27 protein-coding genes are annotated in these 26,359 nt (G+C 72.6%); 14 read left to right on the top strand and 13 right to left on the bottom strand.

Annotation, left to right across the window (positions count from 1 at the left end):
• The first annotated feature begins 15 nt into the window (after window positions 1–15).
• Together HD601_RS06640 and HD601_RS06635 are read left to right on the top strand one after the other, a co-directional pair.
• Window positions 16–663: an NADPH-dependent F420 reductase gene (locus tag HD601_RS06640; RefSeq protein WP_184820395.1), complete on the top strand. Its 648-nt coding sequence runs from the start codon at window positions 16–18 to the stop codon at window positions 661–663.
• 82 nt (window positions 664–745) lie between these two features.
• Window positions 746–1,237, top strand: a complete 492-nt coding sequence (locus HD601_RS06635; protein WP_184820393.1) for a DUF4262 domain-containing protein — start codon at window positions 746–748, stop codon at window positions 1,235–1,237.
• Between the two features lie 250 nt (window positions 1,238–1,487).
• Here the strand turns inward: HD601_RS06635 and HD601_RS06630 are convergent, their stop codons facing one another.
• The 6 genes from HD601_RS06630 to HD601_RS06605 all read right to left on the bottom strand — a co-directional run bounded on the left by HD601_RS06630 (window position 1,488) and on the right by HD601_RS06605 (window position 5,266).
• Window positions 1,488–1,931, bottom strand: coding sequence for a hypothetical protein (locus HD601_RS06630; protein ID WP_184820391.1), 444 nt, complete (start codon window positions 1,929–1,931; stop codon window positions 1,488–1,490).
• Between the two features lie 89 nt (window positions 1,932–2,020).
• Window positions 2,021–2,695, bottom strand: coding sequence for an HAD-IA family hydrolase (locus HD601_RS06625; RefSeq protein ID WP_184820389.1), 675 nt, complete (start codon window positions 2,693–2,695; stop codon window positions 2,021–2,023).
• Window positions 2,683–3,144, bottom strand: a complete 462-nt coding sequence (locus HD601_RS06620) for a glucose PTS transporter subunit IIA (RefSeq protein WP_184820387.1) — start codon at window positions 3,142–3,144, stop codon at window positions 2,683–2,685. Before HD601_RS06620 ends, HD601_RS06625 begins: the two co-directional genes overlap by 13 nt.
• A complete protein-coding gene (locus tag HD601_RS06615; protein WP_184820385.1) occupies window positions 3,141–3,371 on the bottom strand; it encodes a PTS sugar transporter subunit IIB in 231 nt (76 codons plus the stop codon). The genes HD601_RS06620 and HD601_RS06615 overlap by 4 nt, the downstream gene beginning before the upstream one ends.
• A 43-nt stretch (window positions 3,372–3,414) precedes the next feature.
• A complete protein-coding gene (locus HD601_RS06610; protein WP_184829536.1) occupies window positions 3,415–4,455 on the bottom strand; it encodes an SIS domain-containing protein in 1,041 nt (346 codons plus the stop codon).
• Window positions 4,456–4,513: 58 nt separating this feature from the next.
• Window positions 4,514–5,266 (bottom strand): UTRA domain-containing protein, encoded by a 753-nt coding sequence (locus tag HD601_RS06605; protein WP_184820384.1) that lies wholly within the window; start codon window positions 5,264–5,266, stop codon window positions 4,514–4,516.
• A gap of 142 nt (window positions 5,267–5,408) precedes the next feature.
• On the opposite strand from HD601_RS06605, the gene HD601_RS06600 reads away from it, so the two are divergent.
• Genes HD601_RS06600 through HD601_RS06585 form a run of 4 tightly spaced genes read left to right on the top strand, consistent with a single transcriptional unit; the run spans window position 5,409 to window position 10,548 of the window.
• The gene (locus HD601_RS06600) at window positions 5,409–6,179 is read left to right on the top strand and encodes a UTRA domain-containing protein (RefSeq protein WP_184820382.1); all 771 of its coding nucleotides are present in this window, start codon (window positions 5,409–5,411) and stop codon (window positions 6,177–6,179) included.
• Window positions 6,180–6,228: 49 nt separating this feature from the next.
• Entirely contained in the window at window positions 6,229–7,662 is a 1,434-nt protein-coding gene (locus tag HD601_RS06595) for a PTS transporter subunit EIIC (protein ID WP_184820380.1), read from the top strand.
• A 54-nt stretch (window positions 7,663–7,716) separates the two neighbouring features.
• The gene (ptsP, locus tag HD601_RS06590; RefSeq protein WP_184820378.1) at window positions 7,717–9,411 is read left to right on the top strand and encodes a phosphoenolpyruvate--protein phosphotransferase; all 1,695 of its coding nucleotides are present in this window, start codon (window positions 7,717–7,719) and stop codon (window positions 9,409–9,411) included.
• 51 nt (window positions 9,412–9,462) lie between these two features.
• Window positions 9,463–10,548: an IS630 family transposase gene (locus HD601_RS06585; RefSeq protein WP_184820376.1), complete on the top strand. Its 1,086-nt coding sequence runs from the start codon at window positions 9,463–9,465 to the stop codon at window positions 10,546–10,548.
• On the opposite strand, the gene HD601_RS06580 is transcribed toward HD601_RS06585, so the two are convergent.
• From HD601_RS06580 to HD601_RS06565, 4 genes are read right to left on the bottom strand one after another with little or no spacing between them, the layout of a single operon-like run.
• Window positions 10,549–11,727, bottom strand: a complete 1,179-nt coding sequence (locus HD601_RS06580; protein WP_184820374.1) for an ROK family transcriptional regulator — start codon at window positions 11,725–11,727, stop codon at window positions 10,549–10,551.
• The gene (locus HD601_RS06575; protein ID WP_343076487.1) at window positions 11,724–12,614 is read right to left on the bottom strand and encodes a carbohydrate ABC transporter permease; all 891 of its coding nucleotides are present in this window, start codon (window positions 12,612–12,614) and stop codon (window positions 11,724–11,726) included. Before HD601_RS06575 ends, HD601_RS06580 begins: the two co-directional genes overlap by 4 nt.
• Before the next feature lie 50 nt (window positions 12,615–12,664).
• Window positions 12,665–13,606 carry an ABC transporter permease subunit gene (locus tag HD601_RS33540; protein ID WP_184820372.1) on the bottom strand — a complete coding sequence of 314 codons (942 nt, stop codon included), beginning with the start codon at window positions 13,604–13,606 and terminating at the stop codon, window positions 12,665–12,667.
• Between the two features lie 4 nt (window positions 13,607–13,610).
• Window positions 13,611–15,014: an ABC transporter substrate-binding protein gene (locus tag HD601_RS06565; RefSeq protein WP_184820370.1), complete on the bottom strand. Its 1,404-nt coding sequence runs from the start codon at window positions 15,012–15,014 to the stop codon at window positions 13,611–13,613.
• Window positions 15,015–15,134: 120 nt separating this feature from the next.
• Here HD601_RS06565 and HD601_RS06560 point away from each other — a divergent pair, with 120 nt between their 5' ends.
• Window positions 15,135–16,184: a zinc-dependent alcohol dehydrogenase gene (locus HD601_RS06560; protein ID WP_184820368.1), complete on the top strand. Its 1,050-nt coding sequence runs from the start codon at window positions 15,135–15,137 to the stop codon at window positions 16,182–16,184.
• 1 nt (window position 16,185) lies between these two features.
• Here the strand turns inward: HD601_RS06560 and HD601_RS06555 are convergent, their stop codons facing one another.
• Window positions 16,186–17,070, bottom strand: a complete 885-nt coding sequence (locus tag HD601_RS06555) for an AraC family transcriptional regulator (protein ID WP_184820366.1) — start codon at window positions 17,068–17,070, stop codon at window positions 16,186–16,188.
• 127 nt (window positions 17,071–17,197) lie between these two features.
• On the opposite strand from HD601_RS06555, the gene HD601_RS06550 reads away from it, so the two are divergent.
• Entirely contained in the window at window positions 17,198–17,965 is a 768-nt protein-coding gene (locus tag HD601_RS06550) for an SDR family NAD(P)-dependent oxidoreductase (RefSeq protein WP_184820364.1), read from the top strand.
• Here the strand turns inward: HD601_RS06550 and HD601_RS06545 are convergent.
• Both HD601_RS06545 and HD601_RS06540 read right to left on the bottom strand, forming a co-directional pair.
• Window positions 17,953–19,056, bottom strand: a complete 1,104-nt coding sequence (locus HD601_RS06545) for a hypothetical protein (protein ID WP_184820362.1) — start codon at window positions 19,054–19,056, stop codon at window positions 17,953–17,955. The genes HD601_RS06550 and HD601_RS06545 overlap by 13 nt on opposite strands.
• Entirely contained in the window at window positions 19,053–19,196 is a 144-nt protein-coding gene (locus HD601_RS06540) for a hypothetical protein (protein ID WP_184820360.1), read from the bottom strand. The genes HD601_RS06545 and HD601_RS06540 overlap by 4 nt, the downstream gene beginning before the upstream one ends.
• A gap of 122 nt (window positions 19,197–19,318) precedes the next feature.
• On the opposite strand from HD601_RS06540, the gene HD601_RS06535 reads away from it, so the two are divergent.
• The 6 genes from HD601_RS06535 to HD601_RS06510 all read left to right on the top strand — a co-directional run bounded on the left by HD601_RS06535 (window position 19,319) and on the right by HD601_RS06510 (window position 26,342).
• Complete coding sequence (locus tag HD601_RS06535) at window positions 19,319–20,083, top strand: SDR family NAD(P)-dependent oxidoreductase (protein ID WP_184820358.1); 765 nt, start codon at window positions 19,319–19,321, stop codon at window positions 20,081–20,083.
• 108 nt (window positions 20,084–20,191) lie between these two features.
• Window positions 20,192–21,466 (top strand): ABC transporter substrate-binding protein, encoded by a 1,275-nt coding sequence (locus HD601_RS06530; RefSeq protein ID WP_184820356.1) that lies wholly within the window; start codon window positions 20,192–20,194, stop codon window positions 21,464–21,466.
• Window positions 21,463–22,404, top strand: coding sequence for an ABC transporter permease subunit (locus HD601_RS33535; RefSeq protein WP_184820354.1), 942 nt, complete (start codon window positions 21,463–21,465; stop codon window positions 22,402–22,404). Before HD601_RS06530 ends, HD601_RS33535 begins: the two co-directional genes overlap by 4 nt.
• Entirely contained in the window at window positions 22,401–23,234 is an 834-nt protein-coding gene (locus tag HD601_RS06520; RefSeq protein WP_184820352.1) for a carbohydrate ABC transporter permease, read from the top strand. Before HD601_RS33535 ends, HD601_RS06520 begins: the two co-directional genes overlap by 4 nt.
• Window positions 23,235–23,250: 16 nt before the next feature.
• Window positions 23,251–24,159: a dihydrodipicolinate synthase family protein gene (locus HD601_RS06515; protein WP_184820350.1), complete on the top strand. Its 909-nt coding sequence runs from the start codon at window positions 23,251–23,253 to the stop codon at window positions 24,157–24,159.
• A 62-nt stretch (window positions 24,160–24,221) separates the two neighbouring features.
• On the top strand, window positions 24,222–26,342 hold the full coding sequence (locus tag HD601_RS06510; protein ID WP_184820348.1) for an alpha-galactosidase: 2,121 nt from the start codon (window positions 24,222–24,224) through the stop codon (window positions 26,340–26,342).
• Window positions 26,343–26,359 lie beyond the last annotated feature (17 nt).

Here is a 26,359-nt window from a genome sequence, read left to right as displayed (position 1 = left end):
GATGTTCAACCTTTCATGACGACTCTGGGTTTCATCGGCGCCGGCAACATCGGTGGCCAGCTGGCGCGGCTCGCGGTGGCGAACGGGTACGACGTGGTGGTCAGCAACTCGCGGGGTCCTGAGACGCTCGTCGACCTGGTCGACGAGCTCGGCGACCGGGCGCGGGCGGGCACGGCCGAGGAGGCGGCGGCCGACGGCGACATCGTCGTCGTGTCGATCCCGCTGCGGGCCATCGGCGACGTACCGGTCGAGCCGCTGGCCGGCAAGACGGTCATCGACACCGGCAACTACTACTGGCAGCGCGACGGCCACATCCCCGAGCTCGACGACGAGTCGACCACGACGGCGGAGCTGCTGCAGGCGCACCTGCCGAAGTCGCACGTCGTCAAGGCGTTCAACCACATCTACGCGTCCGCGCTGACCGAGGACGGCTCCCCGGCCGGCACGCCCGGCCGGCGCGCGCTGGTCGTCGCCGGCGACGACGAGGGTGCCAAGGCGCAGGTGTCGACGTTCATCGACCGCATCGGGTTCGACCCCGTCGACATCGGCCCGCTCAGCGAGGGCTGGCGCATCCAGCGCGACACCCCGGGCTACGGCCCGCGCCGCGACGCCGGCGAGCTGCGCGCCGACCTCGCCGCAGCGAAGCGCTACCGCGACATGTGAGCCGCCGTTCGCCGCGACATTGTCAGTGCCTCCGGCTAGTGTTCGAACTCCCGTTCCCATCGAGCCATCCCCGGAGGCCGACATGACGTCGCGCACGTGCACGCCACTCCAGCTGCAGCAATGGCAGGACCAGGAGGACGCGTGGCTGCGCGACACCGTCCGCCGGCACGGGTGGGCCGTGCAGTACGCGGCCGGGTCGCCGCCGTTCGCCTACACCGTCGGCCTGTTCGGCTTCGAGCATCCCGAGCTGCTGGTCTACGGCCTCGACCTGCAGACCAGCGCCTGGCTTCTCAACGAGTTCGGCCAGCGGGTGCGCGACGGCGAGCGCTTCGGTCCCGGGCGGCCGCTGCGGCTGGCCGGCTGGGACCACCGGCTGCAGCTGTTCCCGTTCCACGACGGCGATCACCCGCCCGTGCTGGGGTCGGCCCAGCGCTACTACGACCTCGGCGCCGCGGGCCCGGTTCCGGCCCTGCAGCTGATCTGGGACGACGCTGCCGGGCGGTTTCCGTGGGAGGCCGGCTACGAGCTGCCGGCCGGCCTGCAGCCGGCGCCGCGGCCGCACTCGCCGGGCTGACGGGGCTCTCGTGGGGTGGTGGCGGGGCTCGCGTCGAGGTGGGCGGCTGGCGTCACGCGCTGAGGGTGTGAGGACACTGTCGTTGCAGCGACAGCGTCGCCACATCGATCGCGCAGAGATCTCACAACGACACCGTCTGCCCCGCCGGACCCGCTGGGGATGGCGCGGCTCGCGGAGGCCCGCGCCGCACAGGGATGAGGCCCCGGCCGCGGATCGCTCCGCGGCCGGGGCCCGGTCACCCGCCCTCGTGTCAGCTGTGAGTGGCCTCGGCCGGCGGCTTGTCGGTCCGGGTCTCGTCGTCGGCGGCGTGGCGCCGGCGCCACCGACCCAGCCGGTTGGTCCGGCCGTCGTCGGTCACGGTGTCGTCGGTGTCACGGGCGGCGGGCACGCCGTCCGTCGCCGGGTGGCCGTCGGCCGTCCGGTCCTCGGCCATCTCCTGCGTGGCCACCCGCTGGCGCAGGTAGCGGATCTCCGTCCGGCGGGCCCGGGCCGCACGCATCCCCGAGCCGAAGGCGGCCACGGCGGCCACCACCACGAACATCGTCACGGCGCCGGCCACGAAGACGGCCCAGATCGGGATCTCGGTGTTCATGCCGAGCTCGTCGATCATCATCTGGCCGGTTCCGTCCATCGCGATCACGTACACCGCGAGACCGGCCACCGCGAGAAGCAGCAGTGCGAGCACGATCAGCATGGTTCCCGACCTCCTACGGGGCTCGTCCACCCGTCGCTGGCTTGCTTTAGCGGCGATGTACCCGTCCTGAGATCGATCAAACCGTCTGGTCAGGACCTCAGCAGGTCAGCGGGCCCGGCCACCACCCGGTGCGCGCCGCCGGCCAGCAGCGTCGGCGCATCGGTGCCGGTGCTCAGGCCGATGACCAGACCCACCCCCGCGCCCAGCGCCGAGCGCAGGCCGGGCACGGTGTCCTCCAGGGCCACGGCGTCGGCGGGGGGCACGCCCAGGGCCTCGGCGCCCAGCAGGTAGGGCGCCGGGTCGGGCTTGCCGGCGTCGGTGCGCTCCCAGGTGATCAGTTCCGTGAAGAGGTCGCGCACGCCCAGCACCTCGCCCACCGCGTACTCCGCCCAGGCGAGCTTGGCCGACGTCACCAGCGCGATCGCCACGCCGGCCTCGTGCAGCCGGCGGATCAGCTCGGCGGCGCCGGTCATGGGCCGCAGCGGGTGGGCGTCGTGGTCGACGTGCGACAGCACGCCCTCGACCAGCATCGCTGCGTCCTCGCCCGTCCACGGCCCGGCCAGCTGGGCGAACACGTCGGCGCCCCGGCGGCCGGCGAACTCGCGGTAGACGTCGGGGCCCACCTCCCAGCCCCGCTCGGTGAAGTACGACCGGTACGCGGCCTGGTTCGCGGGCTCGCTGTCGACCAGCGTGCCGTCGAGGTCGACCAGTGCCGCCCGCCGGTCCGCGAGCTGCGGGTCGAGCCCGCCGCTCACCGGACCCACGTGAACAGCACGTCGGCGGCCTCGGCCGGTCCGGCGGGGCGCAGCCCGGTCAGGTCGTCCGCCGCCGCCTCGAGCGCGATCACCGGCACCACCGGGGAGCGCCCGCCGGACTCCACGGCGGCCGGGTCCCAGGTGACGACGGAGGCGCCGGCGGCCACCGCGTCGCCCTCGGCCACGAGCAGCTCGAACCCGTCGCCGGCCAGCTGGACGGTGTCGATGCCCAGGTGGGTCAGCACCCCCGCGCCGTCGGCGGTCTGGATGACGAACGCGTGCGGGTGCAGCTTGACCAGCGTGCCGGCCACCGGGGCCACCGCCGTCACGCGGCCGGTGCGGACGGGGTCGACGGCCAGGCCGGGGCCGACCAGCGCCTGGGCGAAGACCGGGTCCGGCACCTCGGCCAGCTCGATCACCCGCCCCGGCACCGGCGACAGCACGTCGAGCTGGGTCACATCAGATCCTCGATGTCGGTGGCGATGGTGTCCGCCTCGGGCCCGACCACGACCTGCACGACCTGGCCGGCCGAGATGACGCCGAACGCGCCGGCGGCCTTGAGCGCCTTCTCGTCGACCAGCGCGGCGTCGTGCACCTCGGTGCGCAGCCGCGTGGCGCACGGCTCGATCTCGACGATGTTGTCGGCGCCGCCCAGCGCCTTCAGGATCTGCTCGGCCTTGTCCATGTGTCCCCTCCGTTGGTGTGTGGTGAGAAGTGCGGGTGCCGGCTCAGCTGCCGGCCGGGTCGGTCTGGGTGACCTTGGAGAGCCCCCTGGGCGCGTCCGGGTCGAGCCCGAGCCTGCGCGCCAGCGCCTCGACCGTCAACTGTGCGGGAACGACGAGCGCCAGCGGCGCCACCGCCTCGGGCAGCTCCGGTCCGCGGACGCAGACGTCGACGGCACCGGCGAACGCGGTGTCGCCGCCGACGCCGATGGTCGCCGCGGCCCCGCGCCGACGCAGGTCGTGGGCGAGCTCCGTCAGTCCGGCGACCATGGGCCCGTCGGCCGCCGACACCAGCAGCGCGACGTGCTCGGCGTCGACGACGGCGATCGGCCCGTGCCGCAGATCGGCGTAGGACAGCCCGCGCACCGGGCGCAGGCAGGTCTCCTCGAGCTTGAGCGCGGCCTCGAGCGCCGTGCCGAACGTGATGCCACGGCCGCTGACCAGCGTCTCGGGCGTCGACGCCAGCCGCTCGGCGGCCTCGTCGACACCGTCGCGCCGCTCGATGAGCCGCCGCACCTCGGCGGGGACGCGGGCGAGGTCGGCGTCGAGGGTGCCCGGCTTCGCGGCGAAGGAGTCGGCCAGCACCGCCATGGCGGCCAGCTGCGTGGTGTACGACTTCGTGGCCGGCACCGCGCGTTCCGCGCCGGCACGCGTGACCAGCGCGAGGTCGGCCGCGGCGGCGAGCGCGCTGCCGCCGTCGTTGGTGACGGCGATGGTGCGGGCGCCGTGGGCCGCGGCCCACGCCTGGGTCTCGACGATCTCCTCGGTCTCGCCCGACTGCGACACCGACACGACGACGGCTTCGGAGAGGTCGAGGTCGGCGTGGTAGTGCGTCGCGACGCTCGGCGCGGCCAGCCCGCCGGGGACGCCCGCGTGCACCTCGAGCAGGTACCGGCCGTAGATCGCGGCGTTGTCCGACGACCCGCGGGCCACGAACAGCACCACGCGCCGGCCCTCGCTCAGCGCGCGCAGCTCGGGGCGCAGCGGCAGCAGCGCGTCGAGCGTCCGGGCGAGCGCCTCGGGCTGTTCGGCGATCTCGCGGGCCATGATCGTCTCGGTCACGCGGCTTCTCTCCTGTCGAGGGTCGGGACGGGTCGGGGCGGGGTCAGGGTGCGGTCGTGCGCCCCCGCGGCACCACCGACGGGCTGGGCCGGGCCACGGGGACCCAGAGCGTGTAGCGGTCCGAGCGGAAGGCGGAGCGGCTGTACTCGATGGCGGCGTCGCCGGTGAACGCGCGCCGCGAGATGCGCAGCACGGGCTTGCCGGGCTTGATCATGAGGAGCTTGGCCTCCTCGTGGTCGGCCTCGCCGGCGTCGATGGTGTCCTCGCCCCAGTCCGGGACCAGTCCCCGCGCGTCGAGCTCGACGTAGACGCTGGCCGGGATGCCGTCGTCGAGGAACCCGGGCAGCCGGTCGGCGGGCAGCCAGGTGTGCTCGACGGCCATGGGCTCGTCGTCGGCGAGGCGCAGCCGGTGCAGGTGGATGAGTTGCTCGCCGGTCGCCACCTTCAGCGCCTCGGCGATGTCCGGCTCGGCCGGCACGAACCCGGACGCGAGCACCTTGACACCCGCCGTCATGCCGCGGCGGGTCATCTCCTCGGTGAACGACGCCAGCCGGACCTGGAGGTCGACCTTGGGCGGCGCGACGAACGTGCCGCGGCCCTGGATGCGCTCCAGCACCCCCTCGACGACCAGCGCGTCGACGGCCTGGCGCACCGTCATGCGGGAGACGCCGAAGCGCTCGCAGAGCATGCGCTCGGAGGGCACGGGATCACCCGGCCGCAGCTCGCTCAGCACGAGGCTGCGCAGGTAGTCGCGTACCTGGAGGTACTTGAGCGGCGATCGGCGCAGGGACAGCACGGGACTCGCATCGGGTCGGGGCCGCGGGAAATCCCGTTGGCCGGTCGATTCGGACCATGCACCCCTTGACAAGCGTGAGGCGCAGCCACATTGTATGGGCCACTGGTCAAGTCATCTAGACCAGTTCCTACCAGTGTCCGAGATGTCCGGAAAGAGGGTCTCCGTGAACGTGGTCGACGGACCGGTGCCCAAACACCGGCAACTGAGAGAGATCCTGCTCGCCATGATCGAGGGCGAGCTGGTGCCCGACGCCCCGGTCCCCTCGGAGCGTGAACTGGTCGCCCGGTTCAAGGTCAGCCGGGCCACGGTCCGCGAGGCCGTCGGCCGGCTGGTCGCCGAGGGCCGGCTCTACCGCGTCCGCGGCAAGGGCACGTTCGTGGCCGCCGCGAGCATCGAGTCGCAGATGCACCTGTCCTCGTTCACCGAGGACATGCGCCGCCGCGGCCACAAGCCGTCCACCGTCGTGCTCGGCGCCGACGAGACCGCGGCCCCGCCGCCGGCCCGGGCCGCGCTGGGCCTCGACGTCACCGACCGCGCCTACCGCATCGAGCGGCTGCGCTCGGCCGACGGCGCCCCCATGGCGCACGAGGTGTCGTGGCTGCCGGCCGCGCCGCTGCCCGGGCTGCTGGAACGCGACCTCACCAGCTCGGTCTACTCGATCCTCGCGCACGACTACGGCCGCGTCCTCGACTCCGCCGCCCAGACGGTCTGGGCCGAGGGCGCCGACCCGCTGCGCGCCCGGCTGCTGCGGGTCCCGCCGGCCGCGCCGCTCCTGGTCTTCCGGAAGACCTCCTACGCCGCCGGGCGGCCGATGGAGCACGTCACCTCGTGGTACCGCGCCGACCGGTACCAGGTGCACATGACGCTGGAACGAACCCCCCACCAGGGCTCCGGCCCGGGACATCACCTGTAGAGGAGACGCACGTGAACCGTCAGTTCCTCGCCGCGAGAGGGGCGATGCGATGAGCACGGCGACCGCCACGATGACCGGGAAGCGCGGCTTCCCCGGACTGGCCGTCCTGCAGCGCATCGGCCGCAGCCTCATGCTGCCGATCGCCGTCCTGCCGGCCGCGGCGCTGCTGCTGCGGCTCGGCTCCAACGACATGCTGGGCGGCGAGCCGGGCACGGTAGCCCCGGGGATGCCGGCCGGCCTGGCCCAGTACGACGGCCTGCACTGGCTGCAGCCTGTGTCGGAGGTGGTCGGCGCAGCCGGCGCCGGCATCTTCAACAACCTGCCGCTGATCTTCGCGCTGGGCGTCGCCATCGGGTTCGCCCGCAAGGCCGACGGCTCGACGGCGCTGGCCGCCGTCGTCGGCTACCTGGTCTACAAGAGCGTGTCCGACGCGATGTCGCCGCACGTCCTCGACCGGGCGGCTGAGGGCGAGACGCAGGAGCTGATCAACTTCGGGGTGCTGGGCGGCATCATCATGGGTCTCACCGCCGCCCTGCTGTGGCAGCGGTTCTACCGGGTGAAGTTCCCGCCGTACCTCGCGTTCTTCGGCGGCCGCCGGTTCGTGCCGATCATCACCGCGTTCGTGGCGATCTTCATCGCCGTCGGCATGGCCTTCCTCTACAAGCCGTTCGACGACGGGCTGACCAACCTCGGCGAGTGGGTCACCGAGAACGACGTGCTGGGCGGCGGCCTCTACGGCTTCCTCAACCGGCTGCTCATCCCGCTGGGTCTGCACCACATCCTCAACTCGTTCCCCTGGTTCCAGCTGGGCGAGTACACGACCCCGGCCGGCGACGTCGTCCAAGGCGACATCTTCCGCTTCCTCAACGGCGACCCGACCGCCGGCGCGTTCATGACCGGGTTCTTCCCGATCATGATGTTCGCGCTGCCGGCCGCCGCGCTGGCCATCTGGCAGACCGCGAAGCCGGCGCAGAAGAAGATCGTCGGCGGCATCATGCTCGGCGCCGCGCTGACCTCGTTCCTCACCGGTGTCACCGAGCCGCTGGAGTTCTCGTTCCTGTTCGTCGCGTTCCCGCTGTACTTCATCCACGCGGTGCTGACGGGCACGGCGCTGGCACTGACGAACGCCCTGGACATCCGCGACGGGTTCGGGTTCTCGGCCGGCTTCATCGACTACGCGATCAACTTCCGCATCGCCGAGAAGCCGCTCCTGCTCATCGTCATCGGCCTGGGCTACGCGGTCGTCTACTACTTCCTGTTCCGCTGGGTGATCACCAAGTGGAACCTGCGGACTCCGGGCCGCGAGGACGACGACGAGGCGGTGCAGGCCTCGCTCGGCGAGGAGGCCGCGGAGATCGTCCAGGAGGAGGAGCGGGAGAAGGTCCCGGCGGGCGCGCCCGCGGAAGACCGGCCGGTGGCGAGTGCGCCGCCGCCCGCTCCGGAGCCGCCGGCGCCGCCGTCGCAGAACGGCGAGCCGAGGTAACGGAATCGCTGTGAGCATCGGCACTTCCCGCCCACACCCGGGCGGGAAGTGCCGATGATCGTGTGGAGGAGCAGTTCGAGGAGGAACGTCGTGGCAGTGTTCAGCGGAGTGGGTGTCAGTTCGGGGCGTGCGGTCGGGCCGGTGGTGCGTATGCCGGATCCGGTGGCCGAGCCGGCGGCGGACGCGCGACCGGCCGACGGCGCCGACTTCGCCGCCGAGAAGGCCCGCATCGCGACCGCCGCCGAGCAGGTCCGCGCCGACCTCGAGCACCGGGCGACGACGGCGCACGGCGAGGGCTCCGCGGTGCTCGAGGCGACGGCGCTCATGGCGGCCGACCCCACGCTGGTCACGGCGGCGCAGAAGAAGGTCGACGACGGGACGGCGCCGGCCCGCGCCGTGTGGGAGGCGGCGGCCGAGGTCCAGGCGATGCTCGAGTCGCTCGGGGGCTACATGGCCGAGCGGGCCCGCGACGTCGCCGACGTACGCGACCGCATCGTCGCCGTGCTCGACGGCCGCCCGGCGCCGGGCGTGCCCGAGCGCGACGAGCCGTTCGTCCTGGTGGCGCACGACCTCGCCCCCGCAGACACCGCCACGCTCGACCCCTCGACCTGCCTGGCGCTGGTGACCGAGGGCGGCGGGCCGACGTCGCACACGGCGATCCTGGCCCGGGCGCTCGGGCTGCCGGCGGTCGTCGCCGCGGCGGGCATCCTCGACGTCGCCGAGGGCACCGTCGTCCTGGTCGACGGCGGCGCCGGGACCATCGAGGCGGATCCGTCCGCCGACACCGTCGCGCAGGTCCGGGCCGCGGCCGCCCGCGAGTGGACCTTCGACGGCACCGGCCGCACGGCCGACGGGCATCGCGTCCAGCTGCTGGCCAACGTCGGCGATCCCAAGGGCGCGGCGGCCGCCGCCGAGGCCGGTGCCGAGGGCGTCGGGCTGTTCCGGACGGAGTTCTGCTTCCTCGACCGCGCCGAGGAGCCCACGGTCCAGGAGCAGGTCGAGCAGTACCGCGCGGTGCTGGAGCCGTTCGCCGGCAGGAAGGTCGTCGTCCGTACGCTCGACGCCGGCGCGGACAAGCCGCTGCCGTTCCTCACCGATGCGACGGAGGCCAACCCCGCCCTCGGCGTCCGCGGCTACCGGACCGCCGTCCGGCACCCCGAGGTGCTCGACCACCAGCTCGAGGCCATCGCCCGGGCGGCCACGACCTCCGGCACCGAGGTGTGGGTCATGGCGCCCATGGTCTCGACCGCCGGCGAGGCCGCCGACTTCGTCGAGCGCGCCCACGCCCACGGCCTGGCGATCGCCGGCGTCATGGTCGAGGTGCCGGCGCTCGCGCTGACCGCCGACGCGCTGATGTCGGAGGTCGCGTTCGCCAGCCTCGGCACCAACGACCTCACCCAGTACACGATGGCGGCGGACCGCCTGCTCGGCGACCTGGCCGCGCTCAACGACGCCTGGCAGCCGGCCGCGCTGCGGCTGGTGCACCTGACGGCGGAGGCGGGCGTCCAGGCGGACCGGCCGGTGGGCGTCTGCGGTGAGGCCGCGGCCGACCCCGCGCTCGCCGTCGTGCTGACCGGCCTCGGCGTGACCAGCCTGTCGATGACGGCGCGGGCCATCCCCGAGGTCGCGGCGACGCTGCTCTCCGTCACCCGCGACGAGTGCGTCCGGCTGGCCGAGCTGGCGCTGTCCGCCCCCGACGCCCGGGCCGCCCGCGCCGCCGTCCACGCCGAGCTCCCGCCCCTCATCTGAAGCGCTAGTGTCGTGAGTCAATAGTTCGTATTTAGTGGGTAGGCTTTGCGGGTGCCGAGTCCGGTTGCCCCTGTTGTGACGTTGACTGATGAGGAGCGGTCGCAGCTGTTGACGTGGTCGCGGCGGCCGACGAGCGCGAATGCGTTGGCGGTGCGGTCGCGGATCGTGCTGGCCGCTGGTGACGGGCTGGGGAACACCGCGATCGCGCAGAAGCTCGGGATCGCGGTGTCGAGTGCGCGTAAGTGGCGCTCGCGGTTCGTCGCCGACCGACTCGATGGCCTGCTTGATGAACCGCGCCCTGGCCGGCCCCGCACGGTTGGTGACGAGCAGGTCGAGGCGGTGATCACCCGGACGCTGGAGACGACGCCGAAGGATGCGACGCACTGGTCGACTCGGTCGCTGGCGGCCGAGCTGGGCCTGTCGCAGTCCGCGGTCTCGCGGATCTGGCGGGCCTTCGGCCTGCAGCCGCACCGGCAGGAGTCGTGGAAGCTGTCCAAGGACCCGCTGTTCGTCGACAAGGTCAAAGACGTCGTGGGTCTCTACCTCGACCCGCCCGAGCGGGCCGTGGTGCTGTGCGTGGACGAGAAGTCCCAGATCCAGGCCCTGGACCGCACGGCCCCGATCCTGCCCATGCTCCCGGGCACCCCGCAGCGCGCCACCCATGACTACAAGCGCTACGGCACGTCCAGCCTCTACGCCGCCCTCGACCTCGCCACCGGCCAGGTCATCGGCTCGCTGCACGCCCGCCACCGAGCGATCGAGTTCAAGAAGTTCCTGGCCAAGATCGACGCCGAGGTGCCCGCGGAACTCGACGTGCACGTCGTGCTCGACAACGCCTCGACCCACAAGACACCGGCCGTGAAGCGATGGCTGATCGAACACCCCCGCTTCACGCTCCACTTCACCCCGACCAGCTCCTCATGGCTCAACCTGGTCGAACGCTGGTTCGGCGAGCTGACCACGAAGAAACTCCAACGCGGCACCCACCGGTCAGTCCGCGAACTCAACACCGACATCCGCGCCTGGATCGACACCTGGAACGACAACCCCAGGCCCTACGTCTGGACCAAGACCGCCGACCAGATCCTCGAACCCATCGCCAGATACTGCACGCGAATTAACGACTCAGGACACTAGCTAGGCGGCACCAGCGCCGAGGCGGGCGTCGACGGCGTCGGCGGAGAACACGTGGTCGACGACCATGATGCGGGCGCCCTCGATGGCGGCGCGGTCCTGCAGCGCCGACGCGGTGATGGTGAGGTCGCGGGTCGCCAGCGGCACCGTCCGCTCGTACAGCGACTCGCGGACCCCGATGAGGAAGTGCTCGTGCGTCATCGCCATGGAGCCGCCGATGACCAGCACCCCGGGGTTGAGCAGCGCCACCGCCGTCGCCAGCACCTCGCCGAGCAGCTGTCCCGCCGTCCGCACCAGGGCGATCGCGTCGGCGTTGCCGGCCTGGACCAGCCGGGCCACGTCGGTCGCCGTCTCGGCCGCGATGCCGCGGTCGGCCAGCTGCCGGACCAGCGCGCCGCCGCTGGCGTGGGCGGCCAGGCAGCCGTTGGCGCCGCACGCGCACAGGGCTCCGGCGACGGGGTGGGCGATGCGGATGTGCCCGATGTCGCCGGCGCCGCCCGCGATGCCGCGTTCCGGCCGGCCGTCGATGATCAGCCCGGCGCCGATGCCGGTGCCGACCTTGACGTAGAGCAGGCTCGGCACGTCCGGGTGGAACCGCCGGGCCTCGCCCAGCCCCATGAGGTTCGCGTCGTTGTCGACCAGGGTGGGCACCCCGAAGCGCTCCTCGAACACCGTCGTCACCGGGTGGTCGTCCCAGCCGGGCATGATCGGCGGCTGCTGCAGCCGCCGGGTCGCGACGTTTACCGGCCCGGGGACGCCGATGCCGATGCCGCACAGCCGCTCCCGGGCGCCGTCGCCGGCCGAAGCCAGCAGCGCCGAGAACCCGTCCAGCACCGCCGACAGCACCGGGTCCGGCCCGTCCTGGATCCGGATCCGGTCGGTGCTCTCGGCCAGGATCGCGCCGGCGGCGTCCTGCAGCGCCAGCCGGGCGTGCGTCGCGCCGAGGTCGGCCGTCAGCACGTACTTGTCGGAGTCGACGAACGACAGCGCCTTCGCCGGTCGCCCCGCCACGCCGGAGTGCATGGCGGCCGCCTCGCTCAGGTAGCCGGCCGCCGTCAGCATGGCCAGCCGCTGGGTCAGCGTCGAGCGGGACAGCCCGGTCTGCTCCTGCAGCTCGCGCCGCGTGCTGACCTCGCCGGAGCGGACCAGCTCGAGGATCCGGCCTGCCGTCGTCCCGCTCATCCCTTCTCCGCGCCGCTGGTCAGCCCCTCGACGAGCATCCGCTCGGCCAGGAAGAACAGCGCGATGATCGGCACGGTGAGCACCACCGAACCGGCCATGAGCACCGTCGTGGGGACCTCGATGGACCCCGACAGCCGCGACAGGCCGAGGCTGACGGTCCAGTTGTCGCGCCGCTCGACCAGGAACAGCAGCGCGAACAGGAACTCGTTCCACGCGATCATGAACACGTACAGCCCGGTCGCGATGAGCGACGGCATCGACAGCGGCAGGCTGATGCGCCGGATGACGCCGAAGCGCGTGCACCCGTCGATCAGCGCCGCCTCCTCGAGCGACACCGGGATGGTCGCGAAGTAGTTGCGCAGCATGTAGATCGCCACGGGCACAGTCTGCGCCACGTACACCACCGCCAGCGCCAGCAGGTTGCCCCGGAGGCTGAGCTGCGAGAACAGCACGAACAGCGGGATGGCCAGCAGGATCGGCGGGAACAGGTAGACGATGAGGAACAGGTAGCCCGACGCGCCGCGGCCGCGGAAGGCCAGCCGGCTGACGGCGTAGGCGCCGAGGATCGAGGCCACCAGCGTGACGATGACGGTGACGCTCGCGACCAGCAGGCTGTTGCCCATGTAGCCGAGGAAGCCCTGGCCGCCGTCGTCGACGGAGGTGAGCACCTCGCGGTAGGTGTCGGTGGTGAACTCCGACGGCGACACCCAGAGCCGCCCGGGCTCGAGCAGCACCTCGGCGATCGGGCGGACCGACAGCACCAGCATGTAGAGGAACGGCACGATCGTCGACAGCGCGAGCACGACGATCGCGATGACCCGCAGCGATCCCCAGATGCGCTCCTCGCGGCTGCGCGGGAAGCGGCGGCGGCGCGACGACGGCGGCAGCGGCGGCCGGCCGGGTGGCGCGGCGGGGGTGGTGGCGACGGTGTCCACGCTCACGACGTCTCCCCTCGGCCCGCGGCCGTCCGCATGTAGATCGCGATGAACACGGTCAGCACCCCGGCCAGGACCAGCGACTGGGCGGCGGCCGCGCCGATGTCCGTACGGGCGGTCAGGAACTCGTACACCCGGATCGACACGACCTCGGTGCCGGCGCCGCCGCCGGTCAGCAGGTAGATGTCGTCGAACTTGTTGAAGGTGAGGATGAACCGCAGGATCGTCAGCAGCGCGATGACGGGCATGAGCTGTGGCAGCGTGATGTAGCGGAAGCGCTGCCAGATCGACGTCCCGTCCACCACGGCGGCCTCGTCCAGCTCGCCGGGCAGCGCCTGCAGCCGGGCGATGATGAACAGGAACGCGAACGGGAAGTACCGCCAGGCCTCGAACGCGATGACCGTCAGCAGCGCCAGCGGCACCGTCACGTCGACCCCGAACAGCCCCACCGCGTAGTCGCGCTGCGACAGGAACGGCACCGGCTCATCCCAGCCCAGGAACCGCGTGCCCCAGGCGTTGACGATGCCGAACTGCGGGTTCAGCGCGACCGTCCACACGAACGTCGCCGCGACGACGGGAGCGACGTACGGCAGCAGCATGGCCGCCCGCAGCACGCCGCGCCCGCGGAACGGCTTGCGCAGCGCCAGCGCGGCGATCAGCCCGATGACGATCGAGCCGAGCGTCGCGCCGACGGTGTAGATGACGGTGGTCCACAGCGACGACCAGAACCCGGACGAGCCGAACACCGTCGTGAAGTTGTCGACGTTGTACTCGCCGAAGAACCCGGCGTCGCGCAGGTTGATCAGCCGGACGTCCTGGAACGCCAGCGAGATGGTCCAGACGACCGGCAGCACTACGACGACGACCACGATGAGCAGCGTCGGCGAGATGAGCCGGTAGGCGAGCCGGGCCTCCTGGCGGGTCAGGGTGTCGGTGCGGGGCACCCGGTCACTCCAGGCTCTGCTGGATCTCGGACACCGCGGCCTGGGCCTGCTGGGCCGCCTCCTCGCCCGTACCGCTGCCGCTGACCAGCTCGTTCAGCGCGGCCGCGACGGGCAGTTCGCCGAGCGCGGCGCCCACCAGCTGGCCCTCGCCCTGCTCGAACCCCCAGCGCTGGATGGTCTCGGCGCTGGTCCGAACGGTCTCGAGCGTCTCGGCGTCGTAGAAGTCCGAGAGCGGCGCCTTGGTGTCGACGCCGGCGTCGAGGCCCTCCCACGCCGTGACGTACTCCTCGGGGGCGTCGGCGGTGCCCAGCCGGGTCGGGACCTTGCCCTCGGGGGCGACGGCGAGCCAGTCGACGTAGCCGTCGGAGAGCATGTACTGGACGAACTGCGACGACGGTTCGGTCGCGGAGTCGGCGGTCAGCACCCACGACGTGATCTCGCCGTACGACGCCGCCTCGTCGCCGCTGGGTCCCTCGACGGCCGTCACGACGCCGCTGTTCTGCGCGAGGAACGTGGGGTCGGCCCGGCACTCGGTGCAGGTGGGCAGGGCGTCGTTGCGCAGTCCGGCCAGCTCGTCGAGGATGAACGACGACCACACGACCATGGCGGCCTGCCCGGCGAAGTACGTGGCCCGGGTGGTGTCGACGTCCTGGTTGCCGGCCACGGAGTAGTCGCGCACCAGGTCGGCGTAGAAGTCGAAGGTCTCGGCGCACTCCGGCGAGTCCAGTGTGACGGTGCCCTCGTCGTCGACGAGCTGGCAGCCGTTGCCCAGGGCGAAGTACTCGAAGCTCTGCTGGGTGAACGCGTCGCCGGGGATGGTCGGCGCGACGATGCCGGCGACGGCGTCGCTGTCCAGCGCCTCGGCGGCGGCCGTGATGGCGTCGAACGTCGTCGGCGGCTCCAGCCCGGCCGCCTCGAACAGGTCCTTGCGGTAGACCATGAGCTGCGGCCAGCCGTCGCTGGGCACCGCCAGCTGGGCGTCGCCGTCGCGGGTCAGCTCGAGCGCGGCCTGGGCGAAGGTGTCCTCGCCGAGCTCGTCGACGATGCTCGCCGGCGTCTCGGTGTCGAGCAGCTCGTTGACGGCCATGGACTGCACACCGGCCAGCGAAGTCGCGCCGATGACGTCGGGCAGGTCGCCGGCGGCCGCCGACGAGGTGATGAGCTGGTCGAAGTCGTTCTCGGCTACCGACACCAGCTCGACCTCGACACCGGAGGACTGGCTGAAGGCGTCGGCGATGGCCTCGATGGCGGTGACGCGGTCGGCGATGTCCTCGACCACCCACACGGTGATGCTGTCGGCGTCCTGCGATCCGCCGCCGCTGTCGTCGTCGCCACCGCCGCACGCGGCGAGCGCGACGGACCCGGCCAGAAGGGCGGCGGCCCCGCGGCCGATGCTGGTTGCTCTCATGCGAACCTCTCAACGTCGAGAGAATGGCAAGCTCTCTTGGGTTACGGTCATGAAACACCTAATAATGTCCGATGACAAGACATAATCTGTCTGTTCTTTGACGAAATAGGGGTGTGTCCCATGCCGCAGGTCGTGCAGTTCACCGGGCCCCGTCAGGTCGGCGTGGCCGAGGAGCCGGCGTCGCCGCTGGGCGCGGGCCAGGTCCGCATCGCCACGTGGTACTCCGGCATCTCCGCCGGCACCGAGCTGACCGCCTACCGCGGCTCGAACCCGTACCTGACGAAGACCTGGGACGCGGCGTCGCGGCTGTTCACCGAGGGTGCGCCCGCGTTCTCGTACCCGGTGTCCGGCTGGGGCTACCAGGAGGTCGGGCAGGTCGTCGAGGTGGCGCCGGACGTGGCGACGCCGCGGGTCGGTGACGTCGTCTACGGCATCTGGGGGCACCGCGCCGAGACGGTGGTGCCGGCGGCCATCGCGGCCCGGCGGCTGCTCCCGGCCGGCCTCGACCCGGTGCACGGCGTCTTCGCCCGCGTCGGCGCCATCGCGCTCAACGCCGTCCTGGCCGCCGACGTGCATCTCGGCGAGCACGTGGTGGTCTTCGGGCAGGGCGTCATCGGGCTGCTCGCGACCCGGCTGGCGGAGCTCAACGGCGCCTCCGTGGTGGCGGTCGACGGCTTGCCCGACCGGGTCGCGCTGGCGTCGCGGTTCGGGGCGGCGCACGCGCTGCGCGCCGACGTGCCGGGCGGCGCGGCGGTGACGGTGCGCTCGGTCACCGGCGGAGCAGGCGCGGACACCGCCATCGAGCTGAGCGGCAACTACCGCGCACTGCACGAGGCCGTCCGGTCCGTGCGGCCGGCGGGGCGGGTGGTGGCGGCGGGCTTCTACCAGGGCGAGGCAGGTGGGCTGCTGCTGGGCGAGGAGTTCCACCACAACCGGGTCGAGATCGTGGCCAGCCAGATCGGCGGCACCCCGCGGGCGCTCGGCGACCGCTGGAACCACGACCGTCTGCTGCGGGTGTTCATGGACCTGGTGGCCGCGGGCCGGGTGGATGTCGCGCCGCTGGTGTCGCACGTCGTCCCGGTCACGGAGGTCGCGAGCGCGTTCGAGCTGATCGACCAGCGCCCGGCCGAGGCGCTGCAGGTGGTGCTGGGCTTCCCGGCCGCACCCTGAGTCAGCCGGGCGCGAGCAGGGCGGCGTCGCGGCTGGGCGGGACGCCGAACTGGCGGCGGTACTCGCGGCTGAACTGCGAGGGGCTGTCGTAGCCCACGCGATAGCCGACGCCGGTGACGTCGCCCGGGTGGGCGGCCAGCAGCAGCCGCGCCTCCTGGAGCCGGATCTGCTTCTGGAACTGGATCGGGCTCATGGCGGTGACGGCCAGGAAGTTGCGGTGGAAGGCCGAGACGCTCATGCCGGCCAGCCGCGCGACGTCCTCGACCCGGAACGACTCGCGGTAGTGGTCGCGGATCCAGCCGACCGCCCGGGCGACGTGGCTGAGGCTGCTGTCGGCGAGGCCGAGTTGGCGGACGACGGCGCCCTGCTCGCCGCTGACCAGGCGCCAGAGCAGCTCGCGCAGCACCAGCGGCGCGAGCACGGCACGGTCGCGCGGCTGGTCGAGCAGCCGCAGCAGCCGGACGACGGTGTCGAGCAGCTCGGCGGGGGCGTCGCTGACGGCGAGGGCCGACGGCGCCGCGGCGCCGTCGCGGGGGAGGGCGGCCGGGCCGGCCTGCAGCAGCACCTCGGCGACGGCGGCCGGCCGCAGGACCAGCCCGAACCCCAGCGCCGGCCGCTGGGGCGTCGCGCCGACGAAGTGCCCGGTGACCGGCAGGTCGACCGACGCCACGAGGTACTGGCCGGCGCGGTAGTCGTAGACGCGCTCGCCCAGCGCCAGCCGCTTCTCGCCCTGCGCGATGAGCGCCAGCACGGTGCCGGACATGGACGCCGACGGCGGGTCGGAGCGGTCGACCCTCGAGACCAGGACGTCCTCGATGGCCGTGGTGGTGTCGGGGCGGGCGTGCCGCTCGATCAGCCGGCGCAGCTCGTCGAGACGGTCGTGCATAGTCCGATCCTTGCAATGTCGAGAGGATCGGGCAAGTGCTGAAGAGGATCGATCTAGTAGATCACCTGCCTGACCTGGTCTGATGAAGGAGTCAGCACCGACACCGAATCGAACAGGCAGGTCAGTCATGCGAGTCGCCATCGTCACCGGCGCCAGCTCGGGCATCGGGCAGAGCGCGGCCGTCCAGCTCGCCGCGCGCGGCCACGGCGTCGTCCTCACCTACCACCGCAACGAGGACGGCGCGCTGGACACCGTCGCGCGCATCGAGAAGGACGGCGGCACGGCCGTCGCGCTGCCGCTCGACGTCGCCGACACCGCCGCCTTCCCGGCGTTCCGCGACGCCGTCGCCGCCGCCCTGCGCGACCGGCGGGACCCCTGGGGCCGCGACACCGTCGACGTCCTGGTCAACAACGCCGGGTTCGCCGAGGCCGTGCCGTTCGCGGACATGACCGAGGACCGGTTCGACCGGCTCTACCGCGGGCTGTTCAAGGGCCCGTACTTCCTCACCCAGGCGCTGCTGCCGCTGCTGGCCGACGGTGCCGCCGTCGTCAACGTCACCAGCAGCTCCGCGCTCGCCGCCGAGGCCGAGCCGGGGTACTCCGCCTATGCGGCGATGAAGGGCGGCCTCGCCGTCGCCACCCGCTACCTCGCCAAGGAGCTCAGCCCGCGCGGCATCCGGGTCAACGCCGTCGCGCCCGGCCCCACCCGCACGCGCCTGGGCGACGACGCCTTCGAGCGGTTCCCCGAGGTCATCGCGCCCCTCGCCGCTAGGACCGCGCTCGGCCGGGTCGGCGAGCCCGACGACGTCGGCCTGGCCATCGCGATGCTGGCCGGCGAGGAGGGGCGCTGGATCACCGCCCAGCACCTCGAGGTGGCCGGCGGCTACGGGCTCTGAGTCGCCTCGGCGGGTTCGTAGTCGATCGACAGCTGCTCCGGCACGCTGACCCGGGCGACGTCGTCGACGACGGTGAACGTCGCCGCCCGGCAGGTCGCGGTGGGCAGCGTCGACACGACGTACGGGTCGGCGTCGGTGCCCTTGCCGGAGGCCACGACGACGGCGATCCGCGCGGCGGCGGGGTCGGCCTGGCAGTCGTCGAGCCCCAGCTGGCTCCAGAGCGCGTCGCCGGCCGGGGTGTCCGAGCGCACCAGCTCGCCGATGGACGGTGCCGACGCGCCGCCGCCACCCCCGCCGTCGCCGGAGTCGTCGTCGGGCGAGGCCAGCAGCAGCTGGTAGCCTATGCCACCGGCGGCGGCGACGATGCCCGCGGCGAGCATGATCCGCCCGCCGCGGTTCAGGCGCGTGTCCGGCGCCCAGTACCCGGCGCGGTCCAGCAGGGTCTCGCGCACCGTGCTGTAGACGCCGAGCGCCTGCTGCACGGAGTCGCGGCGGACCGTGGCGCGGCTCAGCTCCAGCTCGGCGGCGGCGACGGCGGCCGCGTCCGGCCGAGCGGGCTTCTGCGCGGCGGCGAGCGCCTGCTGGCGCACGGCGACCTCGCGGGACCAGCGGGTCGCCGCGGCCCGCAGCGCGCGCAGCGTCGCGAGGTAGTCGGCGAGGGTTCCGGCGTCGGACGGCAGGTAGAACCGCGGGTTCGCGTTGATCTCCGCGATGTACGTCGCCGGCAGGTTGCCCAGCTCGAACGCCGTCGGGCGCAGCAGCTGCACCGCCTGGTAGATCAGCACGCCGACCCCGACCACGCCGGCCGCGCCCACGACCCAGGCGGCGCTGAGCTGCCAGGTGTCGTCGGTCCAGCTGAGCTTCGGCGTGGTGACGAAGCCCTTCGCGAACATCGCGGCGCCCACCGCGGCGAAGGCGGCCACCATCCACTTGACCGTCGCCCGCAGGTCGTCGGCGGCGTCGTCCCAGGCCGGCGCAGCGGGATCGGCGCCGGCCGGGCCGGACCCGCCGGCCGCCGCGGCGTCGGGTCCTTTGGGCTTCAGCTCCGCGGTGAGCTGCCAGGCGCCGTCCGGGTTCTCGCCCGCGGTCATGCCCCGGCGCCGGGGAAGTCGTCCTCGACCGGGCGCAGCAGCGGCCCGTCGGGCGTCTGGATGATCCAGGTCCCGGGCGGGTCCTGGTAGGTCCAGGTCAGGCCGTCCTCGATCTTGATGTCACCGTGCTTCGGACTCATGACTTCCCCCCAGAAGTGCGATCGCGTCGTCCGAGTATGGCCGGGAATCGCCCGGTGCGCACCGGCCGAACGGACGGACAATCCACTGGCGCCGGCGCGGGGCCGTGGTGTGTGCTCGGGGCATGTCGACCCCACCCCAGAACCCCGTGGCCATCGTGACCGGCGGCGCTCGCGGCATCGGTGCTGCCGTCGCCGCCCGCCTGTCCCGCGAGGGGCACACCGTCGCCGTCCTCGACCTCGACGAGGCGGCAGCGGCGGACACCGCTGGCGCCATCACCAGGGCCGGCGGCCGTGCGCTCGCCGTCCGCTGCGACGTCGCCGACGAGGCCTCCGTCACAGCCGCGACCGACCGCGTGGTCGCCGAGCTCGGCCCGCCCACCGTGCTGGTGAACAACGCCGGCGTCGGCCCGGTCGCGCCCATCACCGAGATGACGGCCGAGCAGTGGGACCACATGCTCGGCATCAACCTGCGCGGCCACTTCCTGGTCACGCGCGCCGTCGTCGGGCACCTCGTCGCCGCCGGCTGGGGTCGCATCGTCAACATCTCCAGCATCTCCGCGCTCGGCGACGACGGCCGGTCGCACTACTCCAGCGCGAAGGCCGGGCTGCTCGGGTTCACCAAGTCGCTGGCGCTCGAGCTCGCGCCGCACGGCGTCACCGTCAACGCCATCGGGCCCGGCTTCATCGTCAGCGACATGACGGCGGCCAGCGCGCGGCGGGTGGGCCGGACCTTCGAGGAGCACCAGCGAGCCGCCGCGGGGTCGATCCCGGTGGGCCGCGTCGGCCAGCCCGCGGACATCGCGCACACCGCGTCGTACCTGATCAGCCCCGATGCCGGGTTCGTCACGGGCCAGGTGATCTACGTCGCCGGCGGTCCCGTGGGCTGACCCCGTCGTACTCGCTCGCCTCCCCGTGCGGATGCGCCCATTGACGGGATATGGGATATCTGACTACTCTCTCGCCTGAGGCGCGAATCGTGGACACAGGGAGGTGTCATGGGTACGACAGGCGGGCGATCGGTGGCCGCGTGGACGGCACGCGCGGCGGGGGTCCTGGCCGCGGCGGCGCTGCTCACCGCGTGCGGAAGCGGCTCCGACGACGAGACCAGCGGCGACGGCGACGGCGGTGCCACCACGCTCTCGCTGTGGCACTACTACGGGACGCCCGACACCCCGACCGGGGCGGCCCTGCAGGGCCTGCTCGACCGGTACGAGGAGGAGCACGACGGCGTCACCATCGAGGCGCGGCACATCCCGTTCGGCGACTTCACCCGGACGCTGCTGCAGTCCGCGGCCGGCGGCGACCTGCCCGACATCGCCCTGATCAACGGCTTCACCACGCAGGCGCTGGCCGACGCCGGCGTCATCCAGGACCTCAGCGACCGCGTCGACGAGTGGGGCGAGGCCGACCGCTACTTCGAGACCGGCTGGCAGACCACGCAGGTCGACGGCGCGACCTACGCGATCCCGCACGTGGCCGACGCGTACGCCGTCTACTACAACGAGACCATGCTGGCCGAGGCCGGCCTCGAGCCGCCCACCACCTGGGCGGAGATGCAGGACCACGCCACGCAGCTGTCCGACGGCGAGCGCTACGGGCTCGCCTTCAGCGGCATCGAGGGCGACGAGGGTGCGACGGCGCTGGTCATCCGGCTGCTCGCGGCCGGCGGCGACCCCGCGCAACTGGACTCCGAGGCCGGTGTCACGGCACTGACCCAGTTCTCCGACATGATCGCCGGCGGAGCGGTGTCCAACGGCGTCCTCACCTGGAACGAGGAGGACGTCAAGAACCAGTTCGCCAACGGCCAGGCCGCCATGATGATCAACTCGGCGACCTATCTGAGCGTCCTGGCCGAGGAGAACCCGGAGCTGCAGTGGAACGTCGCGCTGCTGCCCACCGACGCCCAGGCGTCCACGTTCCTCAGCCAGGAGAACCTCGCCATCAGCACGTCGACGGAGAACGCCGACGCCGCGTGGGACGTCATCGCCTGGATGCAGCAGCCCGACGTGCTCGCCGAGTACCTGCCCGAGCGGAACAAGCTGGCCGCGCGCGACGACGTCGACACCGGCGACGACCCCGTCCGGGCGATCTTCGCCGAGCAGCTGCAGCAGGCCTGGGCGCCCGAGGGCGACCTCGCCGCGGCGTCGTCGGAGGTGCTGACCCGCATCCAGGGCGCGCTGCAGGCGGCGGCGGGCGGTGGCGCGAGCCCCGCGGACGCCGTGGCCGAGGCGCAGGGCCAGATCGACGAGGCGCTGGCGAACGTCGAGTGACCACCACGCTCAACGAGCCGGGAACGGCGAACAGGACCCCTCCGGTCCGGGCCCCGCGGCGGGCCCGGCACTGGGGCGACCACCTGTTCGTCGTTCCCGCGGTCGTCTTCGTGCTGGCGACCGTGCTGTACCCGCTGGTCTTCAACATCGACCTCAGCTTCCGCGACGTCGGCGTGGGCGAGATCGTCACCGGCGGGGCCGAGTGGGTCGGCTGGGAGAACTACGCCGACCAGCTCGGCCGCGACGAGTTCTGGCACGCGCTGGTGATCTCGCTGCTCTACACCGGCCTGGCGGTCGCCGTCGCGTTCGCGCTCGGCATGGCGCTGGCGGTCTACTTCAACCAGCGCTTCCCCGGCCGCAACATCATGCGCTCGCTGCTGCTGCTCGCCTGGATCCTCCCGACGGTGGTCAGTGCGAACGTCTGGCGGTGGATGCTCGACGGCAGCTACGGGCTGATCAACACGCTGCTCGAGGCCGTGGGGCTGCTCGACGGCGACCTGTTCTGGCTGGCCCGGCCGGTGCCGGCGCTGTTCGCCGTCGTGTTCGCGACGGCGTGGTCGTTCACGCCGTTCATCATGATCCTGCTGCTGGCCGGGCTGCAGGGCATCCCGGACACGCTCTACGAGGCCGCGAAGATCGACGGCGCCGGGGCCTGGCGGCGGTTCACCAGCGTGACGATGCCGCTGCTGAAGCCGGTCAACCTGACGGCGCTGCTGCTCTGCTTCATCTCCACGTTCAAGACCTTCGACACGGTGTTTCTGATGACCCGCGGCGGTCCGGGCGAGGCCACGATGATCCTGCCGATCTACGCCTACAACGAGGCGTTCGAGTTCTTCCGGTTCGACACCGGCGCCGTCGCGACCACGCTCATGCTGGTGGTGCCGCTCGGCCTGTCGGTCTTCTACTTCCGCTCGCTGCGTCGCGAGGAGGCCGCATGACCACGGCGGTCCGCAGACGGCGTTGGCTCATGGTCGGTGGCGTGCTCATCACGGCGGTCTACCTGCTGCCGGTGTACTGGATGCTGGCGACGTCGTTGAAGGAGTCCTCGGACATCTTCTCGACGCCGCCGGACCTGTTCCCGTCGCCGATCAGCCTGACGTCCTACACCGAGACGGTCGTGAACCACGCCGGCATCGGCCGCGGCCTGCTCAACAGCACCGTCATCGCCGTCGGGACCACAGTGGTGACGCTGGCGGTCGCGGTGCCGGCGGCGTACGCGCTGGCCCGGCTGCGGGTCCGGTTCGTGGCGCTGCTGATGCTGCTGTTCCTGGTCGTGCAGATGATCCCGGCCGTGAACCTCGCGCTGCCGATGTTCGTGATCTTCAGCCGGGCCGACCTCGTCAACTCCTACGTGGGGCTGACCCTGGCGAACTGCTCGCTGGCGATCCCGCTGGCCATCACGATCCTGCGGCCGTACTTCCTGTCCGTGCCCGGCGAGGTCATCGAGGCGGCCAAGATCGACGGCTGCACCACGTGGACGGCGTTCCTGCGGGTCGCGCTGCCCGTCTCGGTGCCGGGGCTGATCACCGTCGCCGTCATCAGCTTCCTCGGCGCGTGGGGCGAGTTCGTGTTCGGCCTGGCGCTGGCGTCGGACGAGGCCATGCAGCCGATCACCGTCGTGCTGGCCGGGCTGACGAACTCGTTCGGCACCCGGTGGAACGACCTCATGGCGGTCTCCGTCGTGGTCGCGCTGCCGATCATCGTCGTCTTCGTCTTCCTGCAGCGCTACATCGTCGGCGGCCTGACCGCCGGTGCCACCAAGAGTTGATGATGAGGAGCAGTGCATGAGCACAGACACCGCTGAGGCGTTCGAGCTCTGGGCGGCCACGCCGACCCCGTTCCGGTCCGACGAGAGCCTGGCGACGGACGTGGTCCCCGCCCAGGCCGCGCACCTGGCCGCGCTGGGCATCGACGGCGCGTTCGTCGGCGGCACCACAGGCGAGTCGATGGGGCTGACGGTCGACGAGCGGGCCGAGCTGATCAGCGCCTGGGCCGAGCACCGCGGCGACGGCCTGCTGCTCGGCGCGCACGTGGGCGACCTCAGCCTGGTGGACGCGCGGCGGCTGGCACGGCACGCCGCCGACGCCGGTGTCGACCTCATCGCGGCCGTCGCACCCTTCTACGGCGAGCCGCCGTCGGTGACGGCGATCGTCGACTACCTGGCCGAGATCGCGTCGGCGGCGCCGGACGTGCCGCTCTGCTACTACCACATCCCCTCGATGACGGGGCTGCGCGCGGCGCCGTCGGCGGTGGTCGAGCAGGCGGTGGCGCGGGTGCCGAGCCTGCGCGCCGTCAAGTTCACCGACGGCGACCTGCTCGAGTTCGTCCGCACCCGCGAGGCCGCCGACGGCGTCCGCGTCTACTTCGGCAAGGACGAGCTGCTGCCGGCCGGCGTGGCCTGCGGCGCGACCGGCGCCATCGGCAGCCTGTACAACGTGCTGGCCCCGGTGGCCCGCGACGTGGTCGCGCGGCTGCGGGCCGGCGAGGTCGAGGCGGCGCTGGACCTGCACCGGCCGTTCCGCCAGATCGCCACCGTCGCCGACCGGTGGGGCTCCATCCCGGTCGTGAAGGAGCTGATCAACCGGTTCGGCCCCGACGCGGGCTCGGCCAGGGCGCCGTGGGGCCGGCTGAGCGCTGACGCCGTCGCCGCGGTCGACGGGCTGGTCGAGGAGTTGAAGGCGGTCGCCTCCTGACGGTCGCGGGCGGTCTGACAGGCTGACCCGGACGTTCTTCGGCCGCGTGAGGGGATCGCTTGATGGACTCGTCGCTGGTGGTGCTGGCCCGGGCCGGGGTCGGGCTGGTGCTCGACCTCGACACGCCGGGGCTGCCGCGGGTGCTGCACTGGGGCGCCGACCTCGGCCCGGGTGTCGACGACGCCGCCTTCCGGTCGATCGCGGTGCCGGGGCGACGCGGCGGAGCACCGGCCGAGCCGGCGGCGCCGACCCTGCTGCCGGCTCAGGTCGACGGCTGGGTCGGCCGGCCGGCGGTGTCGGGCGACCGGTCGCGCGGGTATGCGCACCTGCGGCTCGTCCCGGTCGGGCTGCCCGAGGTCGCGGCTGACGGCGGCAGTGTCGAGATCGCGTCGCTCGACGGCGCCGCCGGCGTCTCCGTCGTCAGCTCGCTGCGGCTCGACGAGGCGGGCGTGCTGCGGGTGCGGCACACGCTGACCAACGACGGCTCTGATCCGTGGCGGATGGGTGGGCTGCGCGCCGTCCTGCCGGTGCCCGACCAGGCCGCCGAGCTGCTGCACTTCAGCGGCCGGTGGGGGCTGGAGAAGATCCCGCAGCGCGAGCGCTTCCTGCCCGGCATCCGGTCGCTCGAGACCCGGCGCGGGCGCACCGGGCACTCGCACACCGGGCTGCTGGTCGCCGGCACCACGGGGTTCGGGTTCGGCTCGGGCGAGGTGTGGGGCGTGCACGCCGGCTGGAGCGGCTGGACGGTGCACGACGCGGAGCGGCTGGCCGAGGGCTGGTCGACGCTGGGCGCCGGCGAGCTGCTGGCGTCGGGCGAGGTGGTGCTGGAACCGGGGGAGTCGTACGCGACGCCGGACGTGTACTTCGTGTACTCCGACGCGGGCCTGGACGGGCTGTCGGGGCGGCTGCACACGTCGCTGCGCGCGCGGGCGTCGCACCCGTCGACGCCGCGGCCGCTGGTGCTGAACACGTGGGAGGCGGTCTACTTCGACCACGACCTCGACCGGATGAAGGGGCTCGCCGACGTGGCGGCCTCGGTGGGCGTCGAGCGCTTCGTCGTCGACGACGGCTGGTTCCTCGGCCGGCGCAACGACCTCGGCGGCCTCGGCGACTGGTACGTCGACCCCGACCTGTGGCCGGACGGGCTGCACCCGCTGGTCCAGCATGTTCGGGCGCTGGGGATGCAGTTCGGGCTGTGGGTCGAGCCGGAGATGGCGAACCCGCGCTCGCGGCTGGTCGAGGAGCACCCCGACTGGCTGCTGCACGACCCGGACCGGGTGCCCCGCGAGTGGCGCAACCAGCACACCGTCGACGTCGCCAACCCGGCTGTGTACGCGTACCTGCTGGAACGACTGGACAAGCTGGTCGGCGAGTACGCGATCGACTACCTCAAGTGGGACCACAACCGCGACCTGCTCGAGGCGGTCCACGACGGCCACGCCGGCGTCCACGAGCAGACCGCCGCCGTCTACCGGCTGCTCGACGAGCTGCGGTCGCGGCACCCCGCGATGGAGATCGAGTCGTGCTCGTCCGGCGGGGCGCGGGTCGACCTCGGGATCATCCAGCGCACCGACCGCGTGTGGGCCTCGGACAGCAACGACCCCCTCGACCGGCAGGCCATCCAGCGCTGGACCTCACTGCTGCTGCCACCGGAACTGATCGGCGGGCACGTCGGTCCGGGGCGCACGCACGTCTCCGGCCGGGTGACCTCGCTGGAACTGCGCTGCGCGACGGCGCTGTTCGGCCACGCCGGCATCGAGTGGGACATCACCGAGTGCTCGTCGTCCGAGCTCGAGACGCTGCGCGAGTGGGCGGCGACCTACAAGCGGCTGCGCCCCCTGCTCCACTCCGGCCGCGTCGTCCGCGCCGACACCGATGCCGAGCACGTCCTCCACGGCGTGGTCGGGGACGGGCACGCCGTGTTCAGCTACGTGACGCTCGCGACGATGACCTCGGACATCCCGCCCCGGCTGCGCCTCCCCGGCCTCGACCCCTCGGTGACGTACCGGGTGACGCCTCTTGACGGCTTGAGCAGCGCGCTGCCGCGCTGGGCCCGGCCGGCCGCCTGGCTGGAGTCCGGCGGCGTCGAGCTGCCCGGCCGGGTCCTGTCTCGGGTGGGGTTGCAGGCCCCGACCCTCAACCCGGCCCAGGTCCTCACCCTCGAGCTCACGGCACTCCCATGATCATCAACCTTTCGTGC

Source organism: Jiangella mangrovi, assembly GCF_014204975.1.
Lineage (GTDB): Bacteria > Actinomycetota > Actinomycetes > Jiangellales > Jiangellaceae > Jiangella > Jiangella mangrovi.
This window is presented reverse-complemented; position numbering and strand designations above follow the sequence as displayed.

Excerpts from the sequence above, each read along its gene's own strand:
- HD601_RS06640 (WP_184820395.1), top strand. The coding sequence starts at position 16 with ATGACGACTCTGGGTTTCATCGGCGCCGGCAACATCGGTGGCCAGCTG.
- HD601_RS06635 (WP_184820393.1), top strand. The coding sequence starts at position 746 with ATGACGTCGCGCACGTGCACGCCACTCCAGCTGCAGCAATGGCAGGAC.
- HD601_RS06630 (WP_184820391.1), bottom strand. The coding sequence starts at position 1,931 with ATGCTGATCGTGCTCGCACTGCTGCTTCTCGCGGTGGCCGGTCTCGCG.
- HD601_RS06615 (WP_184820385.1), bottom strand. The coding sequence starts at position 3,371 with ATGGACAAGGCCGAGCAGATCCTGAAGGCGCTGGGCGGCGCCGACAAC.
- HD601_RS06610 (WP_184829536.1), bottom strand. The coding sequence starts at position 4,455 with ATGGCCCGCGAGATCGCCGAACAGCCCGAGGCGCTCGCCCGGACGCTC.
- HD601_RS06600 (WP_184820382.1), top strand. The coding sequence starts at position 5,409 with ATGTCCGGAAAGAGGGTCTCCGTGAACGTGGTCGACGGACCGGTGCCC.
- HD601_RS06595 (WP_184820380.1), top strand. The coding sequence starts at position 6,229 with ATGAGCACGGCGACCGCCACGATGACCGGGAAGCGCGGCTTCCCCGGA.
- ptsP (WP_184820378.1), top strand. The coding sequence starts at position 7,717 with ATGATCGTGTGGAGGAGCAGTTCGAGGAGGAACGTCGTGGCAGTGTTC.
- HD601_RS06580 (WP_184820374.1), bottom strand. The coding sequence starts at position 11,727 with ATGAGCGGGACGACGGCAGGCCGGATCCTCGAGCTGGTCCGCTCCGGC.
- HD601_RS06565 (WP_184820370.1), bottom strand. The coding sequence starts at position 15,014 with ATGAGAGCAACCAGCATCGGCCGCGGGGCCGCCGCCCTTCTGGCCGGG.
- HD601_RS06560 (WP_184820368.1), top strand. The coding sequence starts at position 15,135 with ATGCCGCAGGTCGTGCAGTTCACCGGGCCCCGTCAGGTCGGCGTGGCC.
- HD601_RS06555 (WP_184820366.1), bottom strand. The coding sequence starts at position 17,070 with ATGCACGACCGTCTCGACGAGCTGCGCCGGCTGATCGAGCGGCACGCC.
- HD601_RS06550 (WP_184820364.1), top strand. The coding sequence starts at position 17,198 with ATGCGAGTCGCCATCGTCACCGGCGCCAGCTCGGGCATCGGGCAGAGC.
- HD601_RS06545 (WP_184820362.1), bottom strand. The coding sequence starts at position 19,056 with ATGACCGCGGGCGAGAACCCGGACGGCGCCTGGCAGCTCACCGCGGAG.
- HD601_RS06540 (WP_184820360.1), bottom strand. The coding sequence starts at position 19,196 with ATGAGTCCGAAGCACGGTGACATCAAGATCGAGGACGGCCTGACCTGG.
- HD601_RS06535 (WP_184820358.1), top strand. The coding sequence starts at position 19,319 with ATGTCGACCCCACCCCAGAACCCCGTGGCCATCGTGACCGGCGGCGCT.
- HD601_RS06530 (WP_184820356.1), top strand. The coding sequence starts at position 20,192 with ATGGGTACGACAGGCGGGCGATCGGTGGCCGCGTGGACGGCACGCGCG.
- HD601_RS06520 (WP_184820352.1), top strand. The coding sequence starts at position 22,401 with ATGACCACGGCGGTCCGCAGACGGCGTTGGCTCATGGTCGGTGGCGTG.
- HD601_RS06515 (WP_184820350.1), top strand. The coding sequence starts at position 23,251 with ATGAGCACAGACACCGCTGAGGCGTTCGAGCTCTGGGCGGCCACGCCG.
- HD601_RS06510 (WP_184820348.1), top strand. The coding sequence starts at position 24,222 with ATGGACTCGTCGCTGGTGGTGCTGGCCCGGGCCGGGGTCGGGCTGGTG.